Raw genomic sequence first — 18434 nt, forward strand, 5'->3', positions numbered from 1 at the left:
TGGGAGAGAGAACATGCGTAGAAGAACTTTCGGGCTGGCCGCTGCGGCGCTTGCCGCTTCGGTTGCCGCCGGCCCCAGCCTCGGCTGGGCGCAGGAGCAGAAAAAGGTGACGATCGGCGTCTCCATTCCTGCCGCCGACCACGGCTGGACCGCCGGTGTCGTGTTCCACGCCGAACGCGTCGCAAAGCTCCTGATGCAGGAGCATCCGGGCCTCAACGTCATCGTCAAGACCTCGCCGGATGCGGCAAGCCAGGCGAACGCGGTGCAGGACCTCGCGGTCCAGGGGCTCGATGCGCTCGTCATCCTGCCGTCCGACCCGGATCCGCTGGTCAACGCCATCCAGCAGGTCAAGGACTCGGGCGCCTTCGTGGCGCTGGTCGACCGCGCGCCTTCCGTCAACGACAACTCGATCCGCGATCTCTACGTCGCCGGCAACAACCCGGCGCTCGGCGAAGTCGCCGGCAAGTATATCGCCGAGACCACGCCGAATGCCGAGGTCGTCGTCATCCGCGGCCTGCCGATCCCGATCGACCAGCAGCGCCAGGACGGTTTCGACAAGGGCATCGCCGGTTCGGGCGTCAAGATCCTGGAACGCCAGTACGGCAACTGGAACCGCGACGACGCCTTCCGCGTCATGCAGGACTATCTCACCAAGTACCCGAAGATCGACGTGGTCTGGTGTCAGGACGACGACATGGCCGTCGGCGTTCTCGAAGCGATCGAACAGGCCAAGCGCACTGACATCCAGTATATCGTCGCCGGCGCCGGCTCCAAGGACATGATCAAGCGCGTCATGGACGGCGACAAGATGGTGCCGGTCGACGTGCTCTATCCGCCGGCGATGGTGGCGACCGCCATGCAGCTTACCGCCGCCAATTTCTACGACCAGGTTCCGGTGAGCGGCGAATACATCCTCGACGCCACGCTGGTGACCAAGGACAACGCGGAGCAGTTCTACTTCCCGGACTCTCCGTTCTGACCATCGGAGGGGCGCGCCTTCGCGGGCGCGCCCTTTTTCATGCCTGTTAATATTCTCACCCATTCCCAGGGAGGAAAATCATGAAGACGATCAAAGGTCCTGCCATTTTTCTCGGCCAGTTCGCGGGAGACGCCGCGCCGTTCAATTCCTGGGACGGGATCACCAAATGGGCGGCCGAGAAAGGCTATATCGGCGTTCAGGTGCCGACCTGGGCCGGCCAGCTCATCGACCTCCAGAAGGCCGCGACCTCCAAGGACTATTGCGACGAATTCGCCGGCATCGCGCGCCAGAACGGCGTCGAGGTGACCGAGCTTTCCACCCATCTGCAGGGCCAGCTCGTCGCCGTCCATCCGGCCTATGACGAGGCCTTCGACGGTTTCACCGTGCCGGAGATGCGCGGCAACCCGAAGGCCCGGCAGGAATGGGCGGTCGAGCAGGTGAAGATGGCGCTGACCGCCTCGAAGAACCTCGGCATCAAGGCGCATGCGACCTTTTCCGGCGCGCTTGCCTGGCCGTTCATCTATCCCTGGCCGCAGCGCCCCGCCGGCCTTGTCGAGACCGCCTTCGACGAACTCGCCAGGCGCTGGCTGCCGATCCTCAACCATGCCGAAGAGTGCGGTGTGGACGTCGCTTACGAGATCCATCCGGGCGAGGACCTGCATGACGGCGTCACCTTCGAGATGTTCCTGGAGCGCGTGAAGAACCACAGCAGAGCCAACATGCTCTACGACCCGTCGCACTACGTGCTGCAGTGCCTGGATTATCTCGACAACATCGACATCTACAAGGACCGGATCAAGATGTTCCACGTCAAGGACGCGGAATTCAACCCGACCGGCCGGCAGGGCGTCTATGGCGGCTATCAGGGCTGGGTTGAGCGCGCCGGCCGGTTCCGTTCGCCGGGCGACGGCCAGGTCGATTTCGGCGCGATCTTCTCCAAGATGGCGGCCAACGACTTCGACGGCTGGGCCGTGGTCGAATGGGAATGCGCGCTGAAGCACCCGGAAGACGGAGCGCGCGAGGGCGCCGAGTTCGTGAAGGCGCATATCATCCGCGTCACCGAAAAGGCCTTCGACGACTTCGCCTCGGGCGGTACGGATCAGGCAGCGAACCGGCGGATGCTGGGGCTTTGAAGCTGAAAACTGGAATAGAGGCGGTGCCGTTGATGCTTGAAAAACCTAACTTGTTGGGTTATTTATTGCATGGTCACCGTCCTTAGGCAGCATGGACTGCGGTTCGTCATCTACACCGCGGATCACGAGCCGCCTCACGTCCATGTCTACGGCGACGGCGAAGCGCGCATCGATATCGTGACGCTGAAGGTTCTGACCCAGGGTGGGATGTCCGACCGGGATGTCCGGCGGGCGGTAGCGGTCATCGAGGCGAACCGGCAATTATTCCAGGAGACCTGGAGGAAATACCATGGTTGAAGTCACGGACACAGAACTCGCCGAGGCCAAACGGCGATGGGAAACGGAGCGGTCGCAGAGACCGATTCCGGTCTCCGTTCGTTTCGATGCCTTGTCCGGCCGCATCGTCGTCGAGTTTGCGAACGGCGCTGCCTTCATGGTCCCGGCGCGTTCGCTGGAAGGCCTGACAGATGCCACCGACGAACAGCTGGCAGAGGTGGAGCTTCTCGGCGAGACCGGTCTGCACTGGGAAAGCCTGGATGTCGATTATTCGATCTCCGGTCTTATGAGCGGTATTTTCGGTAGTCGAACCTTTATGGAAGCGCAGCGCAAGGGCGGGCAATCCAGATCATCGGCGAAAGTGGCAGCAAGCCGTGCGAATGGAGCAAAGGGCGGCCGCCCCCGGAAGACGGCGAACGGCTCCTGACGGCACACCTTTGCTGACCGGCAGATAATTTTTCGAGGAGAGGATATTTCATGGCAATCGAAGGCAAAGACGAACAGGCGCGTGAGCCGCGCATCCGGCTCGGCATGGTGGGCGGCGGGGCCGGCGCGTTCATCGGCGCGGTGCATCGCATCGCGGCGCGGCTGGACGACCAGTTCGATCTGGTGGCGGGAGCGCTTTCCTCCACGCCGGAAAAGGCGATCGCGTCCGGCCGCGATCTCGGGCTCGATCCGTCGCGCACCTATGGCAGCTACAAGGAGATGGCGATCCGCGAAGCCCGCCTGAAGGACGGCATCGAGGCGGTGTCGATCGTCACGCCGAACCATGTCCATTACGATGCGGCCAAGGAGTTCCTGAAGCGCGGCATCCATGTCATCTGCGACAAGCCGCTGACCTCCAATCTTGCCGATGCGAAGAAGCTCAAGAAGGTGGCGGACGAAAGCGACGCGCTCTTCATCCTCACCCACAATTACACCGGCTATCCGATGGTGCGGCAGGCCCGCGAGATGGTGCAGAACGGCGATCTCGGCAAGATCCGGGTGGTGCAGGTGGAATATCCGCAGGACTGGCTGACGGAAGCCGTCGAGCAGACCGGCGCCAAGCAGGCCGTCTGGCGCACCGATCCGGCCCAGTCGGGTGCGGGTGGCTCGACCGGCGACATCGGCACGCATGCCTATAACCTCGCCTCCTTCATCACCGGCCTGACGCTGGAAAGCCTGGCCGCCGATCTCGACAGTTTCGTCGAGGGCCGCCGGCTGGACGACAACGCGCATGTGCTGCTGCGCTTCGAAGGCGGTGCCAAGGGCATGCTCTGGTGCAGCCAGGTGGCGCCCGGCCACGAGAACGGCCTGAAGATCCGCGTCTACGGCACGAAAGGCGGCATCGAATGGGTGCAGGCCGATTCGAACTACCTGTGGTTTACGCCCTTCGGCGAGCCGAAGCGGCTGATTACCCGCAACGGCGCCGGCGCCGGTCCCGCCGCCGCCCGTGTGTCCCGCATTCCGTCCGGCCATCCGGAAGGTTATCTCGAAGCCTTCGCGACGATCTATACGGAAGCGGCCCACGCCATCAACGCGAAGAAGAAGGGCGCCAAGCTGGACAAGGGCGTCATCTATCCCACCGTCGACGATGGGGTGAAGGGTGTGGCCTTCGTCGAAGCCTGCGTGGCGTCCTCGAAGAAGAACGGCGCCTGGGTGAAGCTGTAGGAGCTCAAGCCTTTAGCGGGAAATCTGACCAACAAGCGCACCAGCCGGGATATTCCACGCCCGGCTGATCTTCTTGATCTGGTCGAGATTGATCTCGCGCCGTCCGTTCAACAGGTCGGCGGCGCGGGATTTCGAGCCGACGATCTCGATCAGGTCGGCGCGGGTGTAGTTGTTCGCCTCCATGACCGACTTCAGCACCTCGACCGGCGAAGCCTGCGGTATCGGATAGTGCTTGGCCTCATACTCTTCGATCAAGAGCACGAGCGCGTCGAAATGGGCGGCCTCGATCGTGCCGTCCTCGGGTTCGCTCTCGAAATAGGGCCGCACCGCTTTCAGGGCTTCCTCGTATTCCGCCTCATCGAGCAGGGTGCGTACAGAACCGATATCCATTTCCGGCCTCTTCAAAGCTTTGCGACATCGATGCGGTCATATTCGGCGTGCGTCCCGACGAAGAGGATGAAAACTCGCTGGGTCCGAAAGCCGATGAGCGCGACGATCCGGTATTTGTTGCCACCGACATCAAAGACGATTTTGCCGCCGGACACGTAGTCCGCCGAATTGAACGTCGCCTTCACATCCCCGAAATTCTTCCATTCGGCATTCGAGATCGTCGTATGCCAGTCCGCCATGGCAGTTTCAGCCGCCGCTCGTTGTCCCTTCGGTAGCCGCTGGCAGAACTTCACGAGCGTAGACTTTGCAATGACGCGCATTGCTGTTCATATAGCGGGTTCCCAATTTGGAAACAAGCGCCTCGTTATCTCTGCAACGTTGCAGAAATCTGCCCAAAACCCTGTACAACCGGGTCTGCCTTGGTTAAACCGCCGCGCAACGATGGCTCAGGCCGAGAAACAGACAGGCTGGCAACCATGACCGATCCTCAAGCTCCCGATCCTCAGGTCTCTGACCCCAAGACCCTCGCAGCCCGCTTCCCCGGCGATTTCCTGTTCGGCGTCGCGACCGCTTCCTACCAGATCGAAGGTTCGACCAAGGCGGACGGCCGCAAGCCTTCCATTTGGGATGCCTTCTCGAACATGCCGGGCCGGGTCTATCAGCGCCACAACGGGGATGTCGCCTGCGACCACTACAACCGCTGGGAAGAGGATCTCGACCTGATCAAGGACATGGGCGTCGAGGCCTATCGGTTTTCGATCGCCTGGCCGCGCATCATTCCGGAAGGCACCGGCCGTATCAACGAGAAAGGCCTGGATTTCTACGACCGGCTGATCGACGGCTGCAAGGCGCGCGGCATCAAGACCTATGCGACCCTCTACCATTGGGACCTGCCGCTTTCGCTGATGGGCGAGGGCGGCTGGGCCGCGCGTTCGACCGCCTATGCCTTCCAGCGCTATGCCAAGGTGGTGATGGCCCGGCTCGGGGACCGGCTCGACGCCGTCGCGACCTTCAACGAGCCCTGGTGCATCGTCTGGCTCAGCCACCTCTACGGCATCCATGCGCCGGGCGAGCGGAACATGGAAGCAGCGCTCGCCGCCATGCACCATGTCAACCTCGCCCACGGCCTCGGCGTCGAGGCGATCCGCCATGTGACGCCGAACGTACCGGCCGGCATCGTCATCAATGCGAGCTCGGTCATTCCGGGTTCCGACAGCCCGGCCGATCTCGCCGCCAGCGAACGCGCCCACCAGTTCCACAACGGCGCCTTCTTCGATCCGGTCTTCAAGGGCGAATACCCGAAGGAATTCCTGGAGGCGCTCGGAGACCGCATGCCGGCGGTGGAGGAGGGCGACCTCAAGATCATCAACCAGAAACTCGACTGGTGGGGTCTCAACTATTACACGCCGACGCGCGTCCACGACGATCCGGAGCGCAGGGGCGATTTTCCCTGGACGGCGGAAGCCAAGCGCGCCAGCGACGTCAAGACGGATATCGGCTGGGAAGTCTATGCGCCCGGCCTCAAGCTGCTCGTCGAGGATCTCTACCGCCGCTACGACCTGCCGGATTGCTACATCACCGAGAACGGCGCCTGCTACAACAGGTCGCCGGTGAACGGGGAGGTGGATGACCAGCCGCGTCTGGACTATTATATCGAGCACCTCAACGTGGTGGCAGACCTCATCGAGGACGGCTATCCGATGAAGGGGTACTTCGCCTGGAGCCTGATGGACAATTTCGAATGGGCCGAAGGCTACCGCATGCGGTTCGGTCTCGTGCACGTGAATTACGAGACCCAGGAGCGGACGATCAAGAAGAGCGGCAAGTGGTATCGCGAGCTCGCCTCGCAATTCCCGAAAGGCAACCACAAACGGGCCTGATTTCGCAGCTGCGAGAAAGATTTTCCTGTACTTCAGGATAATTGAAAAATCATCCCTGTTAAACGGAGGCGTGTCCGGGCATTTATGCGGCATCGAAAAGAGGCCGCCCGGTCTCAGACGAAAGCCGATCGCAATGCTCCGGAAAGTCACCTGTCATCGAATGTGCCGCGTAGTCCTGTAACTGGGCCGCATGAACGGAAACGGCGATCCTGTCGCCGGGATGACCTGACTGAACTCTGAGAGCCTGAAATGAAACTCGCACATGCCGCGGCCCGTTCCGCCCCGCTGCCCCAGGCAGAGGCCGCACCCATGGTCGCCTTCGAAGCGGTGACCAAGCGCTTTGGCAGCAACGGCCAGAACCAGTTCACCGCGCTCGACGGCATCGATCTTTCCGTCGCCCGGGGCGCCATCACCGGTATTATCGGCCGTTCCGGCGCCGGCAAGTCGACGCTGATCCGTCTCGTCAACGGCCTCGAAAAAGCGACGTCCGGCCGCGTCGTCGTGGACGGCGTCGAAGTCGGCGGACTTGCCGAAAGCGGGCTTCGGGACCTGCGCCGCCAGATCGGCATGATCTTCCAGCATTTCAACCTGCTCTCCTCGCGCACGGCGTTCGAGAACGTCGCGCTGCCGCTCGAAATCGCCGGTCTCGGCAGGCAGGCGATCAAGGACAAGGTCGGGCCGCTCCTCGATCTCGTCGGCCTCGGCGACAAGGCGGGGCGTTATCCTTCGGAGCTTTCCGGCGGCCAGAAGCAGCGCGTCGGCATCGCCCGGGCGCTCGCCACCTCGCCGAAGCTGCTCCTGTCCGACGAGGCGACCTCGGCGCTCGATCCGGAAACCACCCAGTCGATCCTGGCGCTCCTCAAGCAGATCAATGCCGAACTCGGGCTCACCGTTCTGCTCATCACCCACGAGATGGAGGTGGTGAAGACCATCGCCTCGGATGTCGCGGTGATCGACCGCGGCAAGATCATCGAGAAGGGCCGCACCTTCGACGTCTTCACGGACCCGAAGCATGAGACGACCCGGGCGCTGCTGTCCGGGCTTGCCGGCGCCAAGCTGCCGGAAGCGATCGCCCGCAAGCTTGCCGCCACACCGCAGGCCGTCTCGCGCGCCGTGGTGCGCGTCACCTTCTTCGGCGAGACGGCGCAGCAGCCTTTGATCTCGAAGCTCATCCAGGAGCTCGGCTCGGAAGTGAACATCATCGCCGGCACGATCGACGAGATCGCCGGCGAGCCCTACGGTTCGCTGGTCATCTCCTATGCGGCGACGCCGGAGGTGCTGGCCCGCGCCGAGCGCTTCTACCGTGAAACCGGACTTCAAACGGAGGTGCTCGGTTATGTCGCCTGACATGCTCTTCAACCTGCTCCTCAAGGCGCTTTCGCAAACCCTTCAAATGGTTGCCGCCGCCGGTCTGATCGGTTCCCTGATCGGCCTGCCGATCGGCGTGTTCCTGGCGACCAGCGGCAAGGGCGAGCTTTTTCCCGCGCCGGTCAGCAACCGCATCATCGGCGCGATCGTCAATGCGGCGCGTTCGACGCCCTTCATCATCCTGGTCGTGGCGATCATTCCCTTCACCCGCCTCGTCACCGGCACGTCGATCGGCACCTATGCGGCGATCGTGCCGCTCACCGTCGCGACCATTCCCTTCGTCGCGCGGCTTGCGGAGGCGGCGATCCGCGAGGTGGACAAGGGGCTGATCGAGGCCGCCCGCGCCATGGGCGCCACGCCGCTGCAGATCGTCTTCAAGGTGCTGCTCGCCGAGGCGAAGCCGGGGCTCACCCTGGCGCTCACCCTCACGCTCGTCAGCCTGGTCGGCTATTCGGCCATGGTCGGCGCGGTCGGCGGCGGAGGTCTTGGCGATCTCGGCATCCGCTACGGCTATCAGCGCTTCATGCCGGACGTGATGCTCGCCGTCGTCGTGGTGCTGATCGTGCTCGTGCAGGCGATCCAGAGCCTCGGCGATGCGCTCGCCCGCCGTTTCGACAAGCGCAGCCGCAAGACCTGATTGCAGTATCCCCGAAATCCAGCCTCCCAAGACTGGCCGCATGACAAACCGTTCAAACGATAAAAGGAGACATCCATGAAGAAGCTCATCCTGGCGGCCGCCTTCGCCGCCTTCTCCGTCGCCACGGCCTTCGCCGAAGACATCAAGATCGGCGTGACGCCCGGTCCGCATGCCCAGATCATGGAAAAGGTGAAGGAAATCGCGGCCGCCAAGGGCCTCAATATCGAAATCCTGGAATTCTCCGACTATGTCGTGCCGAACCAGGCGCTGGCGGACGGCGAGCTCAACGCCAATTCCTTCCAGCACCAGCCCTATCTCGACAACCAGGTGGCCGACCGCAAGTTCGATCTCGTCAGCGTCGCCCAGACCGTCAACTTCCCGATGGGCGTCTATTCCAAGAAGGCGAAGAGCCTTTCCGAGCTGAAGGACGGCGCCACGATCGCCATCCCGAACGATCCGACGAACGGCGGCCGCGCGCTCCTGATCCTCGCCGATCAGGGCCTCATCAAGGTGGATGCCGCCAAGGGCCTGAAGATCGGCCCGGCCGACGTTACCGAGAACCCGAAGAACATCGAGTTCGCCGAGCTGGACGCCGCCCAGCTTCCGCGCTCGCTCGACGATGTGGACGCTTCGGTGATCAACACCAACTATGCGCTGGAAGCCGGCCTCAACCCGAAGACCGACCCCATCGCCCGCGAAGGCGAAAAGGCTCCGTATATCAACGTGATCGCCGTCAACGCCAAGGACAAGGACGCGGCCTGGGTCAAGACGCTGATCGAAGCCTATCACAGCGATGCGGTAAAGGACTTCGTCAACACCACGTTCAACGGCGCGGTCATCGCCGCCTGGTAAGCGAACACCTGTCTTTGTCAAGTAACGAGCCGGCTCTCAAAAGGGGCCGGCTTTTTTCGGCACGAAGTTTAGAGGTATCGCGGCACCTTGGCTTTCAGGATCTGGATCAGTGCAGGGTCCATGAAGTCGTAATCGTCCGGAATGTCCAGGCAAATCAGCCTGCTGTCCCTGAGTGCGGATCGATACCTGTGCCGCACCTTTGTCAGGTGGGCCTTTTCCATGACGAAGATGACGTCGGCCCAGTCTATCAGTTCGTGCGATAGAGGGTTCTCTGCACCATTGTTGGTGCCTGCGGATAAAACTTCGATACCCGGCCAATCCGCAAAGACCTGTTCTGCCGTCGGGCTACGAAGCTTGTTCTGACTGCATACGAACAGAACGTTCTTCAATTCTTCGCACTCACCCGCCGATATGCTTCTGGCCGCGCTTTTTGGCGAGCGCGATCTGGTGCTGGCGCTGACGGTAGCGGAGCCGGTCCTCTTCGGTGCGCGTGTGGTAGCAGTTCGAGCAGGAGACGCCTTCCTCGTAATATTGCGAGGTGACTTCTTCGGCGGTGATCGGGTTGCGGCAGGCGTGGCAGAGCTTGTGGTTGCCTTCCTTCAAGCCGTGCTCGACCGAGACGCGCTCGTCGAAGACGAAGCAGGCGCCTTCCCAGAGGCTTTCCTCTTGAGGCACCTCCTCCAGGTACTTCAGGATGCCGCCCCTGAGGTGGTAGACTTCGTCGAAACCCTGTTCCTTCATGAAGGCGGTCGCCTTCTCGCAGCGGATGCCGCCGGTGCAGTACATGGCGATCTTCGGTTTGTTGTGCAGGCCGGGATTGTTCTTGACCCAGTCCGGAAATTCGCGAAAGGTCCTGGTCTTCGGATCGACGGCGCCCTTGAAGATGCCGATCGCCGTCTCGTAGTCGTTGCGCGTGTCGATGACGATCGTGTCCGGATCGGAGATCAGTGCGTTCCAGTCCTTCGGATCGACATAGGTGCCGACGATGCGGTTGGGGTCGATGTCCTCGACGCCCATCGTCACGATTTCCTTCTTCGGCCGCACCTTCATGCGCAGGAAGGGCATCTTCGATGCCCGGCTTTCCTTGTGCTCCAGAGTGGCGAATTCCGGCTGGGCGCGCAGATAGGCGATGAGGCGGGCGATCGCCGCATCGGAGCCGGCGACCGTGCCGTTGATGCCCTCGCGGGCGATCAGCAGCGTGCCCTTGATGCCGTTCTCGTCGCACAGCGCCTGCAGCGGTTCGCGGAAGGCCTCGAAGCGTTCGAAGCGCGCGAAATGGTAGAGCGCGGCCACGAGGAAGGCGCCGGTCGCCTCCGGGCGGGGTTGGGTCAGGTTGTCTGTCATGGCGCTGAAATACAGGCTGACGCCTATCCGCGCAACGCCGTTTCTTTGTCGGCCTTGCCGTTGGCTTTGTAGGCCCCGGCCTTTCGCTTCCTGCGGGACGCGGTCGCCGCCTTCTCCCAGAGCAGGGAGACGAAGCCGCTTTCGGCATCCGCGCCGTCGGCGAAGACTTCGCGGGCCTTTTCCAGCGCCTCGTGTCTCAGCGTCTGCTGGCGCGCGATGATCGCGCCGAGGATGAGCGCCAGCGTATCGCCGTCGCCGAAAAGCTCCGGGTTCTCGTTGACGAGCCCCGTCAGCACGGAAAGGTCGTGCTCATGGCCGAGGAGGTCGACGAGCTCCTTTGCCTCTCTCTGTTTGGCGAGCATGGCGGAGGGCCAGATCCCGCCGGCGAGCGACAGATGCATCCAATAGGTCTGGCCGCATTTGCGAAGCTCGTGATAGGCCTCGGCATCCGCGTGCGCTTCGCAGGCGGCAAGCGCGCCATGCGCCTTCAGCCGCTGCTTCTTCCAGGCCTTCGCCAGCCTTTTGGCGGTCCTGTGCGGATTGTCGTCGAGATCGAGGTCCTGCAGGGCCGCGATCGCCTCGCGGCAGGTCTTCGCGGCGGCGGCCATCTTGGCGGGCAGGTCGTGTTCCTCGGAAGCGATCCGGTCGCGCCGCTCCGTCAGCGCCTTGGAGGCGACGGCAAGCGCTGCCATCTCCTCCGGCGAACCCGCGTGCTCCGCGAGATAGTTCACGGTCTCGACCAGAGCGGTCGCGTCGCGCACGGCGGACAGCGTCTTCGCCATCTCCCGGATGCGGTCGTTCTCCCGCCGACGGAATTCCTTAGCGTCCGGCTGGACCAGCCGGTAGAGGGCGCGCAGCCGCTTGAAGCGTTTCCGGGCGTCGTGCACGGCCTCGTGGGGGCCGTCGGGCTGTTCTTCGAGAAGCCGGATCGCGTGCGAGAACTGGCTTTCCGCCACCGAGCGGAACTCGGCGGTGAAGGGTTTAGCGGGCCGCAGACGATAGGCCATGACACAGCTCCCCGCTCAAATCCTCTGTCGCCATCACCACGTTCGAATATCGCCGGTCGCCGGTGATCTCCTGGCCCACCCAATCGGGCAATTCCGGCTCCGCGTCCTCATCCTCTATCTCCACCTCAGCCACGACAAGCCCCTTGTAGGTGCCTTCATAGACGTCCACCTCCCAGGTATAGCCTTCGTGCACGACCTCGTGGCGGGTCTTCTCGAGCACGATGCCGACGGCGTTCGCGGCCATTTCCTGCGCATCCGCGAGAGGAATGTCGTATTCGAATTCGTCGCGGGCGAGGAGGTTCCTGCCGAGCTTGATGGTGAGCCTGGCGCGGGCGCCGTCCATGATCCGGACGCGGACCGAGCGGTCGTCACCGGAAGCGACATAGGCCTGCAGGAAATCCGAGGATGACGAGACCGCCGCCCGCCAGCCATCGTCCTTTACGAGAAACTTCCGTTCGATTTCCTTGGCCATGCGCGGGTCCGCCACTCCGGGAACTTTTACAACCCCTTGCCGCAACCTAGTGCAAACTCGCTCCTTGGCAAACCCGTCATGCGGTCCGCCCGGTTTTTTCTCGACAACGGCAGGCTTGGGCGCTATCTCCCCCTTCGGTTTTCAATCGTTTTAGCGGAGTTATGCGCCATGTCCGGCAAGACCGAAAAGCTGCTTTCCATCCTGAAGCTGCAGCCCGTTGTGCCGGTGCTGATCGTGGACGACGCGAAGTCGGCGGTGGGGCTCGCGAAAGCGCTCGTCGCCGGCGGGCTGAAGGCGATCGAGATCACCATGCGCACGCCGGCAGCCCTCGATGCGGTGAGGGCGGTGGCCGCCGAAGTCGAGGGCGCCAATGTGGGCGCCGGCACCATCCTCAACGCGAAGGATTTCGACGCGGCCGTCAAGGCGGGCTCGACCTTCATCGTCAGCCCCGGCGTGACGCCCGGCATCGCCGCCGCCGCCGAGGGTTCCGAAATTCCGCTTCTGCCGGGTGCGGCGACCGCGAGCGAGGTCATGGCGCTTCGCGAGGCCGGCTACGACGTGATGAAGTTCTTTCCGGCCGAGCAGGCCGGCGGTGCGGCCTATCTCAAGGCACTGTCTTCGCCGCTCTCCGGCACGCTCTTCTGCCCGACCGGCGGCGTTTCGCTGAAGAACGCCAACGACTATCTCTCGCTGCCGAACGTCGTCTGCGTCGGCGGCTCCTGGGTGGCGCCGAAGGAACTGGTCGCGGCGGGCGATTGGGCCGGTATCACGAAGCTCGCCTCGGAAGCGGCGGCGCTGAAGGCGTAAGCCCCCCCGGCAACGCCTTTCCGCAACCTGTCTTTGTAAATTCACAATCGCATTCCTATGTTGTTCCCGAAGCGCAACAGGGAGATCGTGCGATGTTTGACGCCAAGAAGCTTCTCGACCAGTTCCTGGGTTCGCAGGTGCCCGGGCTTTCGGGAACGGTCAGGGACAGGGCAGGGCAGGCGGGCCAGCTCGCCAAGGACAATCCGCTTGCCACCGGCGCGATCGTCGCGGCCCTTCTCGGCACCAAGACCGGCCGCAAGCTCGCGGGCAACGTGGCGACGGCCGGCGGGCTCGCAGCGATCGCCGGGCTCGGCTATCTCGCCTACAAGAACTACAAGTCCGGCCAGTCGCCCGAGGCCGCGCCGCAGCCGGCTCCGCAGACCGAGACGCCGCTCCTGCCGCCTGCCGATTCGCCCTTCCATCCGCAGTCGCCGCAGCTTTCCAACGATTTCGCGCTGACGCTGCTGCGCGCCATGATCGCCGCCGCCAAGGCCGACGGGCATATCGACGCTTCCGAACGCGCCAACATCATGGACAAGGTCCATGCGGTCGATCTCGGGGCGGAAGCGGAAGCCTTCATCGAGAACGAGCTGGCGAACCCGGTCGACATGGACGATCTCGTCGCCGCCGCGCGCACGGAAGAGCAGAAGGTGGAGCTCTATACGGCAACCCGCATGACGATCGATCCCGATACGCGGGCCGAACGCGGCTATCTCGACCTGCTCGCCGGCCGCCTCGGCTTGGCCGACGCGCTGATCGACCATATCGACGCCACTGTTTCGGCGGCGAAGGTGAAGGCCTGAGCAAGCCGCTGGCTCCTTCTTCTCCCCAGCGGGGAGAAGTGATATGCCGCACCGCTTTCCTTCATCTTCAGCGATGTGTGGGGCACGTCCCCTCTCCCCGCCTGCGGGGAGAGGGTTAGGGCGAGGGTGAGGGTGAGGGTGAGGGTGAGGGGCATAGATATCTACGCCGATCTCTCCCGTTGCCTTTCCCCTTTCGCTGGCCTAAGCCTCTTGGCGTCAATCCAGAGGCATACATGCGCGATCTCAAGAACTACAAAGTGGCCGCCCCGGCTCCGGTCACCCTCAAGGGCCGGTTCGTGACGCTCGAACCCTATGAGAAGGAAAAGCACCTTCAGGCGCTGTGGGATGCGCTGGGCGGCAAGGCGGGCATCAACGAGCTGCTGAAATATTTCCCCAACGACGCGTTCGCCGAAGCCGAAGAGCTGGGCGCCTGGATCGAAAACGCACGCTCCGCCTCGAACTGGGTGACGCTGATCTTCCGCGAAAACGCCACCGGCAAGGTGGTCGGCATGGCGAGCTACATGCGGCCCGACCCGAAGAACGGCGTGGTGGAGGTCGGCTCCGTCGCCCACGGGCTTGCCATGAAGCGCTCGCCGCTTTCGACCGAAGCGCATTACCTGATGGCGAAGCACGTCTTCGACGATCTCGGCTACCGCCGCTACGAATGGAAGTGCCATAACGAGAACGAGGCGAGCAAGACGACCGCGCGGCGCTACGGCTTCACCTTCGAGGGCGTCTTCCGCCAGCACGTCATCTCCAAGGGCGCCAATCGCGACACGGCCTGGTTCTCGATGATCGATGCCGAATGGCCCATGCAGAAGGCCGCTTTCGAAGCCTGGCTTGCGCCGGAGAATTTCGATGCGGACGGCCGGCAGAAGCGGCGCCTTGAAGACATCCGCGCCGAGCTCGCAAAGGAAGCGGTGGCCCGGGAGGCGGTGCAATGACGCCGGAGGCAAAATCCCAGGCGATCGCCGCCGCCGTCATCCTCGTCTGCGCCATCGTGGTGATCTATTTCCTGCCGACGGTCGTGCTTGCGATCGGCAATTATTCGCCGGCCCTGGCCGTCGTGGTCGGCGCGGCGCTGCTGCTCTGCTTCTTCGCGGTCTTCTGGCTGAGGGCGCGTTACCAGCGGCGGAAATAACCGCTCAGCCGCCGATCAGGCGCGATGCCTGCAGGGATGCGCCGAGCAGCGACAGCCCGATCAGCAGCACGAAAAGCGCGCCGCCGATCTCGATCGCGTGGGTGATGCGCCGTCCCGTCCGCGAGCCGGGGCCGGCGAAGCGGACCGCCAGGTCCTTGGCGGCGACGGCGAGGATGGCGAGGATGGTCACGGTGATCGCCGTGCCGAGCGACATGGCCAGCACCGAAAGCACGCCGCCGAGATAGAGGCTGTTCAGAAGCGCGAAGCTCATCACCAGGATCGCGCCCGAGCAGGGACGCAGGCCGACGGCGATGATCGCCGACCAGGCTTCCTGCAGGCTGAAATCCTTCTCCTTCAGCATGGCCGGATCGGGCATGTGGCTGACGCCGCAGGTCTCGCAATATTCGCCGGCCCCCCGATGCTCGTGGTCGTCGATCTCGACCGCCTGGAAATTGAGCCCGGTGGAGCCGCGGCCTCCGTGGGAGGCGACACCGGCGGGCACGGCCGCGGGGAAGGAGACGACGCGCATCCTGAGCGCGCGGATCTTCTTGACGAGCAGCCAGGCGCCGAAGAGGGCCACCAGCGCGAAGCTCGCGATCTCCATCGCCTGGGTCGCCTGGGTCATGGTGATGCCCGAGCCGCGCAGCACGAGAAAGGCCGCGCCGACGAGTAGGATGGCAACGAGGCCCTGCAGCAGCGCGGAGACGAAGGAAATGACGATGCCGCGTTTCAGCGCGATCTCGTTGGCGATCATGTAGGAGGAGATCACCGCCTTGCCGTGGCCGGGGCCTGCGGCATGGAAGACGCCGTAAGCGAAGGAGAGGCCGATGAGGCCGGACAGCGCGAAAGGATCCTCGCGCATCGCCTTCAGCGCGCCGGTCAGCGACCGATAGAAAGCCTGCTGGTAGGAATTGATCCAGGCGAAGAAGGGGCCGAGCGGACCGCCGATCGAGAACGAGGGTTCGGCCGAGCCGACGCCGAGCGGCGACTGCGCATGGGCCGCGCCCGTCATGACGACGGCGATCGCCAGCGCCGCGAGGACGGCGGGCGCCAGGGCTCGGTGGTTTCTCAGCATGTCACTTCCAGTCTGGTGGCGAAAAGCTTCGTCATGTCGGTGCCGGTCGGATCGTTGAAGAAGGCGTCCGTCAGGGTCGAGCTGTTCTGGGCGATCACCTCGTCGGGATCGGGCCGCACGACCTTGTGCTGGCATTTGGAAAAGCCCGCGCCCTGGGCGACCAGGTCGCCGTCGGTCGGGAAGTCGATCGATGTGTACATGGAGGGATCGTAGATGCCGAAGGTGAGCTTTCCCTTGAGCGGCACCGGCTTTTCGGGCTTGACCGCGAAGATGACCAGAAGCTGGTTGGAATCGTCGATCGAGACGTGGATGGCGTCCGGCTTCTGCACGCCGACGGCGGCGCCGTTCAGCGTGATCGTCGTGAAATAGTGGAAGTCGGCGAGCGAGGTGCGCATCACCTCGCCGAGCTCGGCGAGTTCCTTCTCGTCGAGCTTCAGGTCGGTGTTCTTGTCGAAATCGAGCAGCACGCTGGAGGAGAAGACCTCGTCGAAGCGCCAGACGTTGCGCAGTTCGGCGAGGTTGCCGTCGTTGCCGGCCACCACCTCCAGCCGGGCCTCGGCGAAGATATGCGGGTGGGCGAGCGCCGGGAGCGGCAGACAGGCTGCCGCGAGCGTCGCAATGGTGAGGATTCTATATCGCATTCGCCCGCAAGGCTCCCCGCTTCGTCCCCGTGCTGTGCCGCGCAAATGAGACGGAATTTCGACTCAGGTCCATGCGCGAACCTAACGGTTCAGTGCTGCCGGCGGAACCACGCGGAGAGGAAGTCGACGAAGCTTCTCACCTTCGCGGGCAGGTAGCGGCGGTGCGGATAGACCGCGTAGATGCCCCGGTCCTTGGTGATGTAGTCGTCGAACAGGGTCACGAGCTCGCCGGACTGGATCGAGGAGTTGGCGATGAAATCCGGGATGATCGCCACCCCGAGGCCGGCGCGCGCGGCGCGCAGCGTCGCCTGCGGACTGTTCACCTCGATCGGGCCGCTGACGGCGACCGAGATCATCGAGCCGTTCGTGTCGGTGAAGCGGACGTTGTTGTGCCAGCGGGAATTGGTGTCGATGATGAAGGGGACGCGGTTCAGATCCTGCGGATGTTCGAGCGGACCGTATTTCGCGACGAAATCCGCCGTCGCGCAGGCATAGACACGGAAATCGGAGAGCTTTCGGGCGATCAGGCCGGAATCCTCCAGCTTGGTGATGCGGATGGCGAGATCGAAATTCTCCTCGATCAGATCGACGAACCGGTCCTCCGCGACGATTTCCAGCGAAACCTCGGGATGCCCCTTGGCGAAATCGATCAGCGACTGGCCGACGTCCGCATCGACGAAGGTGCGCGGCACGGAGACGCGCAGGCGGCCCTTGAGATCGGCATTGTTCTCGCGCACCAGATCGGCGAGGTTGTCGATTTCCTTCAGGATGTCCGCGGCCGTGCGGTAATAGGTATGTCCCGCCTCGGTCAGCGAGAACTGGCGGGTGGTGCGGTTGAGGAGCAGCGCGCCGAGATCGTCCTCGAGCTCGCGCACGTATTTCGACAGCAGCGCCTTCGATCGGCCGGTGCGCCTGGCGGCGGCCGAAAAGCCCTCCGCTTCAACCACGTCGATGAAGGCCCGCATGCGCGTCAGTGTATCCATGTATGCTCTTTTCTGTTTGCCGCAGCTTAGTCGGTCAATCCCAAGACAAACAGAAGAGCCGCATTTAACTGGCGCAACTCTGCTTCTTCGAGACTTCCAATGCGCTGCCCGATTCGTCGTTGGTTAACTGCGATGATTTTATCGGTCATGATTTGCGATCGCGCCCGCAAGCCGTTCCGCTCGCTTGGTTCGACAATGATGCGGAAATCGGTAACGGCTTCAATTGTGGACGTGATCTGGCAAACGATGACGGATGGATAAGTTTCCGGGATACCGTTGGTCTGTACGACGACCGCCGGACGAGGTTTTCCGTAATCGCCGGGTGCGGAGACAATGACTATCTCGCCGCGTTTCATTCGGTCCACGTATCGGGATCGTCAAACTCGGAGACAGCTTCAATCCAGCGGATGGACTCGGCTTCGTGTTCAGGATCAAGCGCGGCGACCTGTTCGGCAATCCGCTTTCTGACTTCCGGATCACGCGCGTCGAGCGCCAGCAAGCGTACTTCCCGCATCGGCAGGCCGGTGCGCTCGTCCCTCACAACCCTCTTCTTCCTTGCCGTCGGCATGTCAAATATTCCTTCCGGTCTGCATTCGCCCCAATGTAGGAGGCACACCGGCTTTGTGCAAATACGCCTCTCCCGTTGTGCAATGCGAATTTTCGGCGAGGGCCAAAAAATCTCTTGATTATGACGGCGAATATTCTTATCTCCCGGGCTGCCCAAAGTCGCACGTGCCTGTGGGTGTCCGCCGACCCTCGAACTGGGAAATATCCCTAAGGTGAGGTCATCGGTAAGGTACCTGGAACTAACCGCTCCAGTCGCTATTCCGGCCAACCGGGAAATGCGAGGACATCTTGAAGCAACGACGGTGCGGGCCTTTCTGGTCTCTGCAGGCTTTCCATCAGCCTGCAATACTGAAGAGGCACACCATCATTGCCGGAAGTGCGGTTGGGTAATTCCCTCCAATCCAAGGCAGACAAAGCCGGATCGAAGCC

24 protein-coding genes are annotated in these 18434 nt (G+C 63.2%); 13 read left to right on the plus strand and 11 right to left on the minus strand.

What is annotated here, in order from left to right; all coding sequences use genetic code 11:
- Positions 1-13 precede the first annotated feature (13 nt).
- From QTA58_RS14705 to QTA58_RS14725, 5 genes are all read left to right on the plus strand, one after another.
- Complete coding sequence (locus QTA58_RS14705) at positions 14-979, plus strand: substrate-binding domain-containing protein (protein WP_085420282.1); 966 nt, start codon at positions 14-16, stop codon at positions 977-979.
- An 80-nt stretch (positions 980-1059) separates the two neighbouring features.
- On the plus strand, positions 1060-2112 hold the full coding sequence (locus QTA58_RS14710; protein ID WP_289669421.1) for a sugar phosphate isomerase/epimerase: 1053 nt from the start codon (positions 1060-1062) through the stop codon (positions 2110-2112).
- A gap of 69 nt (positions 2113-2181) precedes the next feature.
- Positions 2182-2409, plus strand: a complete 228-nt coding sequence (locus tag QTA58_RS14715; RefSeq protein WP_289669422.1) for a DUF4160 domain-containing protein — start codon at positions 2182-2184, stop codon at positions 2407-2409.
- The gene (locus tag QTA58_RS14720) at positions 2402-2815 is read left to right on the plus strand and encodes a DUF2442 domain-containing protein (protein ID WP_289669424.1); all 414 of its coding nucleotides are present in this window, start codon (positions 2402-2404) and stop codon (positions 2813-2815) included. The genes QTA58_RS14715 and QTA58_RS14720 overlap by 8 nt, the downstream gene beginning before the upstream one ends.
- Before the next feature lie 50 nt (positions 2816-2865).
- The gene (locus QTA58_RS14725; RefSeq protein ID WP_289669425.1) at positions 2866-4038 is read left to right on the plus strand and encodes a Gfo/Idh/MocA family oxidoreductase; all 1173 of its coding nucleotides are present in this window, start codon (positions 2866-2868) and stop codon (positions 4036-4038) included.
- Positions 4039-4050: 12 nt separating this feature from the next.
- Here the strand turns inward: QTA58_RS14725 and QTA58_RS14730 are convergent, their stop codons facing one another.
- On the minus strand, positions 4051-4428 hold the full coding sequence (locus QTA58_RS14730; protein ID WP_289669426.1) for a helix-turn-helix domain-containing protein: 378 nt from the start codon (positions 4426-4428) through the stop codon (positions 4051-4053).
- Between the two features lie 11 nt (positions 4429-4439).
- On the minus strand, positions 4440-4748 hold the full coding sequence (locus QTA58_RS14735; RefSeq protein WP_289669427.1) for a type II toxin-antitoxin system HigB family toxin: 309 nt from the start codon (positions 4746-4748) through the stop codon (positions 4440-4442).
- Positions 4749-4904: 156 nt separating this feature from the next.
- Between QTA58_RS14735 and QTA58_RS14740 the strand changes: the two genes are divergently transcribed.
- From QTA58_RS14740 to QTA58_RS14755, 4 genes are all read left to right on the plus strand, one after another.
- Positions 4905-6308 carry a GH1 family beta-glucosidase gene (locus tag QTA58_RS14740; protein ID WP_289669429.1) on the plus strand — a complete coding sequence of 468 codons (1404 nt, stop codon included), beginning with the start codon at positions 4905-4907 and terminating at the stop codon, positions 6306-6308.
- A gap of 309 nt (positions 6309-6617) precedes the next feature.
- Positions 6618-7655: an ATP-binding cassette domain-containing protein gene (locus QTA58_RS14745; protein WP_289673172.1), complete on the plus strand. Its 1038-nt coding sequence runs from the start codon at positions 6618-6620 to the stop codon at positions 7653-7655.
- Complete coding sequence (locus QTA58_RS14750; RefSeq protein WP_289669430.1) at positions 7645-8313, plus strand: methionine ABC transporter permease; 669 nt, start codon at positions 7645-7647, stop codon at positions 8311-8313. Before QTA58_RS14745 ends, QTA58_RS14750 begins: the two co-directional genes overlap by 11 nt.
- Positions 8314-8388: 75 nt before the next feature.
- The gene (locus QTA58_RS14755; RefSeq protein WP_085420274.1) at positions 8389-9165 is read left to right on the plus strand and encodes a MetQ/NlpA family ABC transporter substrate-binding protein; all 777 of its coding nucleotides are present in this window, start codon (positions 8389-8391) and stop codon (positions 9163-9165) included.
- A 68-nt stretch (positions 9166-9233) separates the two neighbouring features.
- Here the strand turns inward: QTA58_RS14755 and QTA58_RS14760 are convergent, their stop codons facing one another.
- From QTA58_RS14760 to QTA58_RS14775, 4 genes are read right to left on the minus strand one after another with little or no spacing between them, the layout of a single operon-like run.
- Entirely contained in the window at positions 9234-9554 is a 321-nt protein-coding gene (locus QTA58_RS14760) for a low molecular weight protein tyrosine phosphatase family protein (protein ID WP_289669431.1), read from the minus strand.
- Between the two features lie 10 nt (positions 9555-9564).
- Positions 9565-10509, minus strand: coding sequence for a rhodanese-related sulfurtransferase (locus QTA58_RS14765; protein ID WP_289669432.1), 945 nt, complete (start codon positions 10507-10509; stop codon positions 9565-9567).
- Positions 10510-10532: 23 nt separating this feature from the next.
- Entirely contained in the window at positions 10533-11516 is a 984-nt protein-coding gene (locus QTA58_RS14770) for a CHAD domain-containing protein (protein ID WP_289669433.1), read from the minus strand.
- On the minus strand, positions 11491-11988 hold the full coding sequence (locus QTA58_RS14775) for a CYTH domain-containing protein (protein ID WP_289669434.1): 498 nt from the start codon (positions 11986-11988) through the stop codon (positions 11491-11493). Before QTA58_RS14775 ends, QTA58_RS14770 begins: the two co-directional genes overlap by 26 nt.
- Positions 11989-12156: 168 nt before the next feature.
- On the opposite strand from QTA58_RS14775, the gene QTA58_RS14780 reads away from it, so the two are divergent.
- From QTA58_RS14780 to QTA58_RS14795, 4 genes are all read left to right on the plus strand, one after another.
- On the plus strand, positions 12157-12795 hold the full coding sequence (locus tag QTA58_RS14780; protein ID WP_085420269.1) for a 2-dehydro-3-deoxy-phosphogluconate aldolase: 639 nt from the start codon (positions 12157-12159) through the stop codon (positions 12793-12795).
- A 92-nt stretch (positions 12796-12887) separates the two neighbouring features.
- On the plus strand, positions 12888-13598 hold the full coding sequence (locus tag QTA58_RS14785) for a tellurite resistance TerB family protein (RefSeq protein WP_085420268.1): 711 nt from the start codon (positions 12888-12890) through the stop codon (positions 13596-13598).
- Between the two features lie 233 nt (positions 13599-13831).
- Positions 13832-14542 (plus strand): GNAT family protein, encoded by a 711-nt coding sequence (locus QTA58_RS14790; protein ID WP_289669435.1) that lies wholly within the window; start codon positions 13832-13834, stop codon positions 14540-14542.
- Complete coding sequence (locus tag QTA58_RS14795) at positions 14539-14739, plus strand: hypothetical protein (protein WP_289669436.1); 201 nt, start codon at positions 14539-14541, stop codon at positions 14737-14739. Before QTA58_RS14790 ends, QTA58_RS14795 begins: the two co-directional genes overlap by 4 nt.
- A gap of 4 nt (positions 14740-14743) precedes the next feature.
- Here the strand turns inward: QTA58_RS14795 and QTA58_RS14800 are convergent, their stop codons facing one another.
- The 5 genes from QTA58_RS14800 to QTA58_RS14820 form a co-directional block, all read right to left on the minus strand.
- A complete protein-coding gene (locus QTA58_RS14800) occupies positions 14744-15814 on the minus strand; it encodes a nickel/cobalt transporter (protein ID WP_085420265.1) in 1071 nt (356 codons plus the stop codon).
- On the minus strand, positions 15808-16455 hold the full coding sequence (locus tag QTA58_RS14805) for a DUF1007 family protein (RefSeq protein WP_085420264.1): 648 nt from the start codon (positions 16453-16455) through the stop codon (positions 15808-15810). Before QTA58_RS14805 ends, QTA58_RS14800 begins: the two co-directional genes overlap by 7 nt.
- An 89-nt stretch (positions 16456-16544) precedes the next feature.
- Complete coding sequence (locus QTA58_RS14810; protein WP_289669437.1) at positions 16545-17438, minus strand: LysR family transcriptional regulator; 894 nt, start codon at positions 17436-17438, stop codon at positions 16545-16547.
- A 26-nt stretch (positions 17439-17464) separates the two neighbouring features.
- Complete coding sequence (locus tag QTA58_RS14815) at positions 17465-17794, minus strand: type II toxin-antitoxin system PemK/MazF family toxin (RefSeq protein WP_289669438.1); 330 nt, start codon at positions 17792-17794, stop codon at positions 17465-17467.
- On the minus strand, positions 17791-18006 hold the full coding sequence (locus tag QTA58_RS14820) for a hypothetical protein (protein WP_085420262.1): 216 nt from the start codon (positions 18004-18006) through the stop codon (positions 17791-17793). The genes QTA58_RS14815 and QTA58_RS14820 overlap by 4 nt, the downstream gene beginning before the upstream one ends.
- Between the last annotated feature and the right edge of the window lie 428 nt (positions 18007-18434).

The organism is Neorhizobium sp. CSC1952 (genome assembly GCF_030378245.1).
In the GTDB taxonomy this organism is placed as follows: Bacteria; Pseudomonadota; Alphaproteobacteria; order Rhizobiales; family Rhizobiaceae; genus Neorhizobium; species Neorhizobium oryzae_A.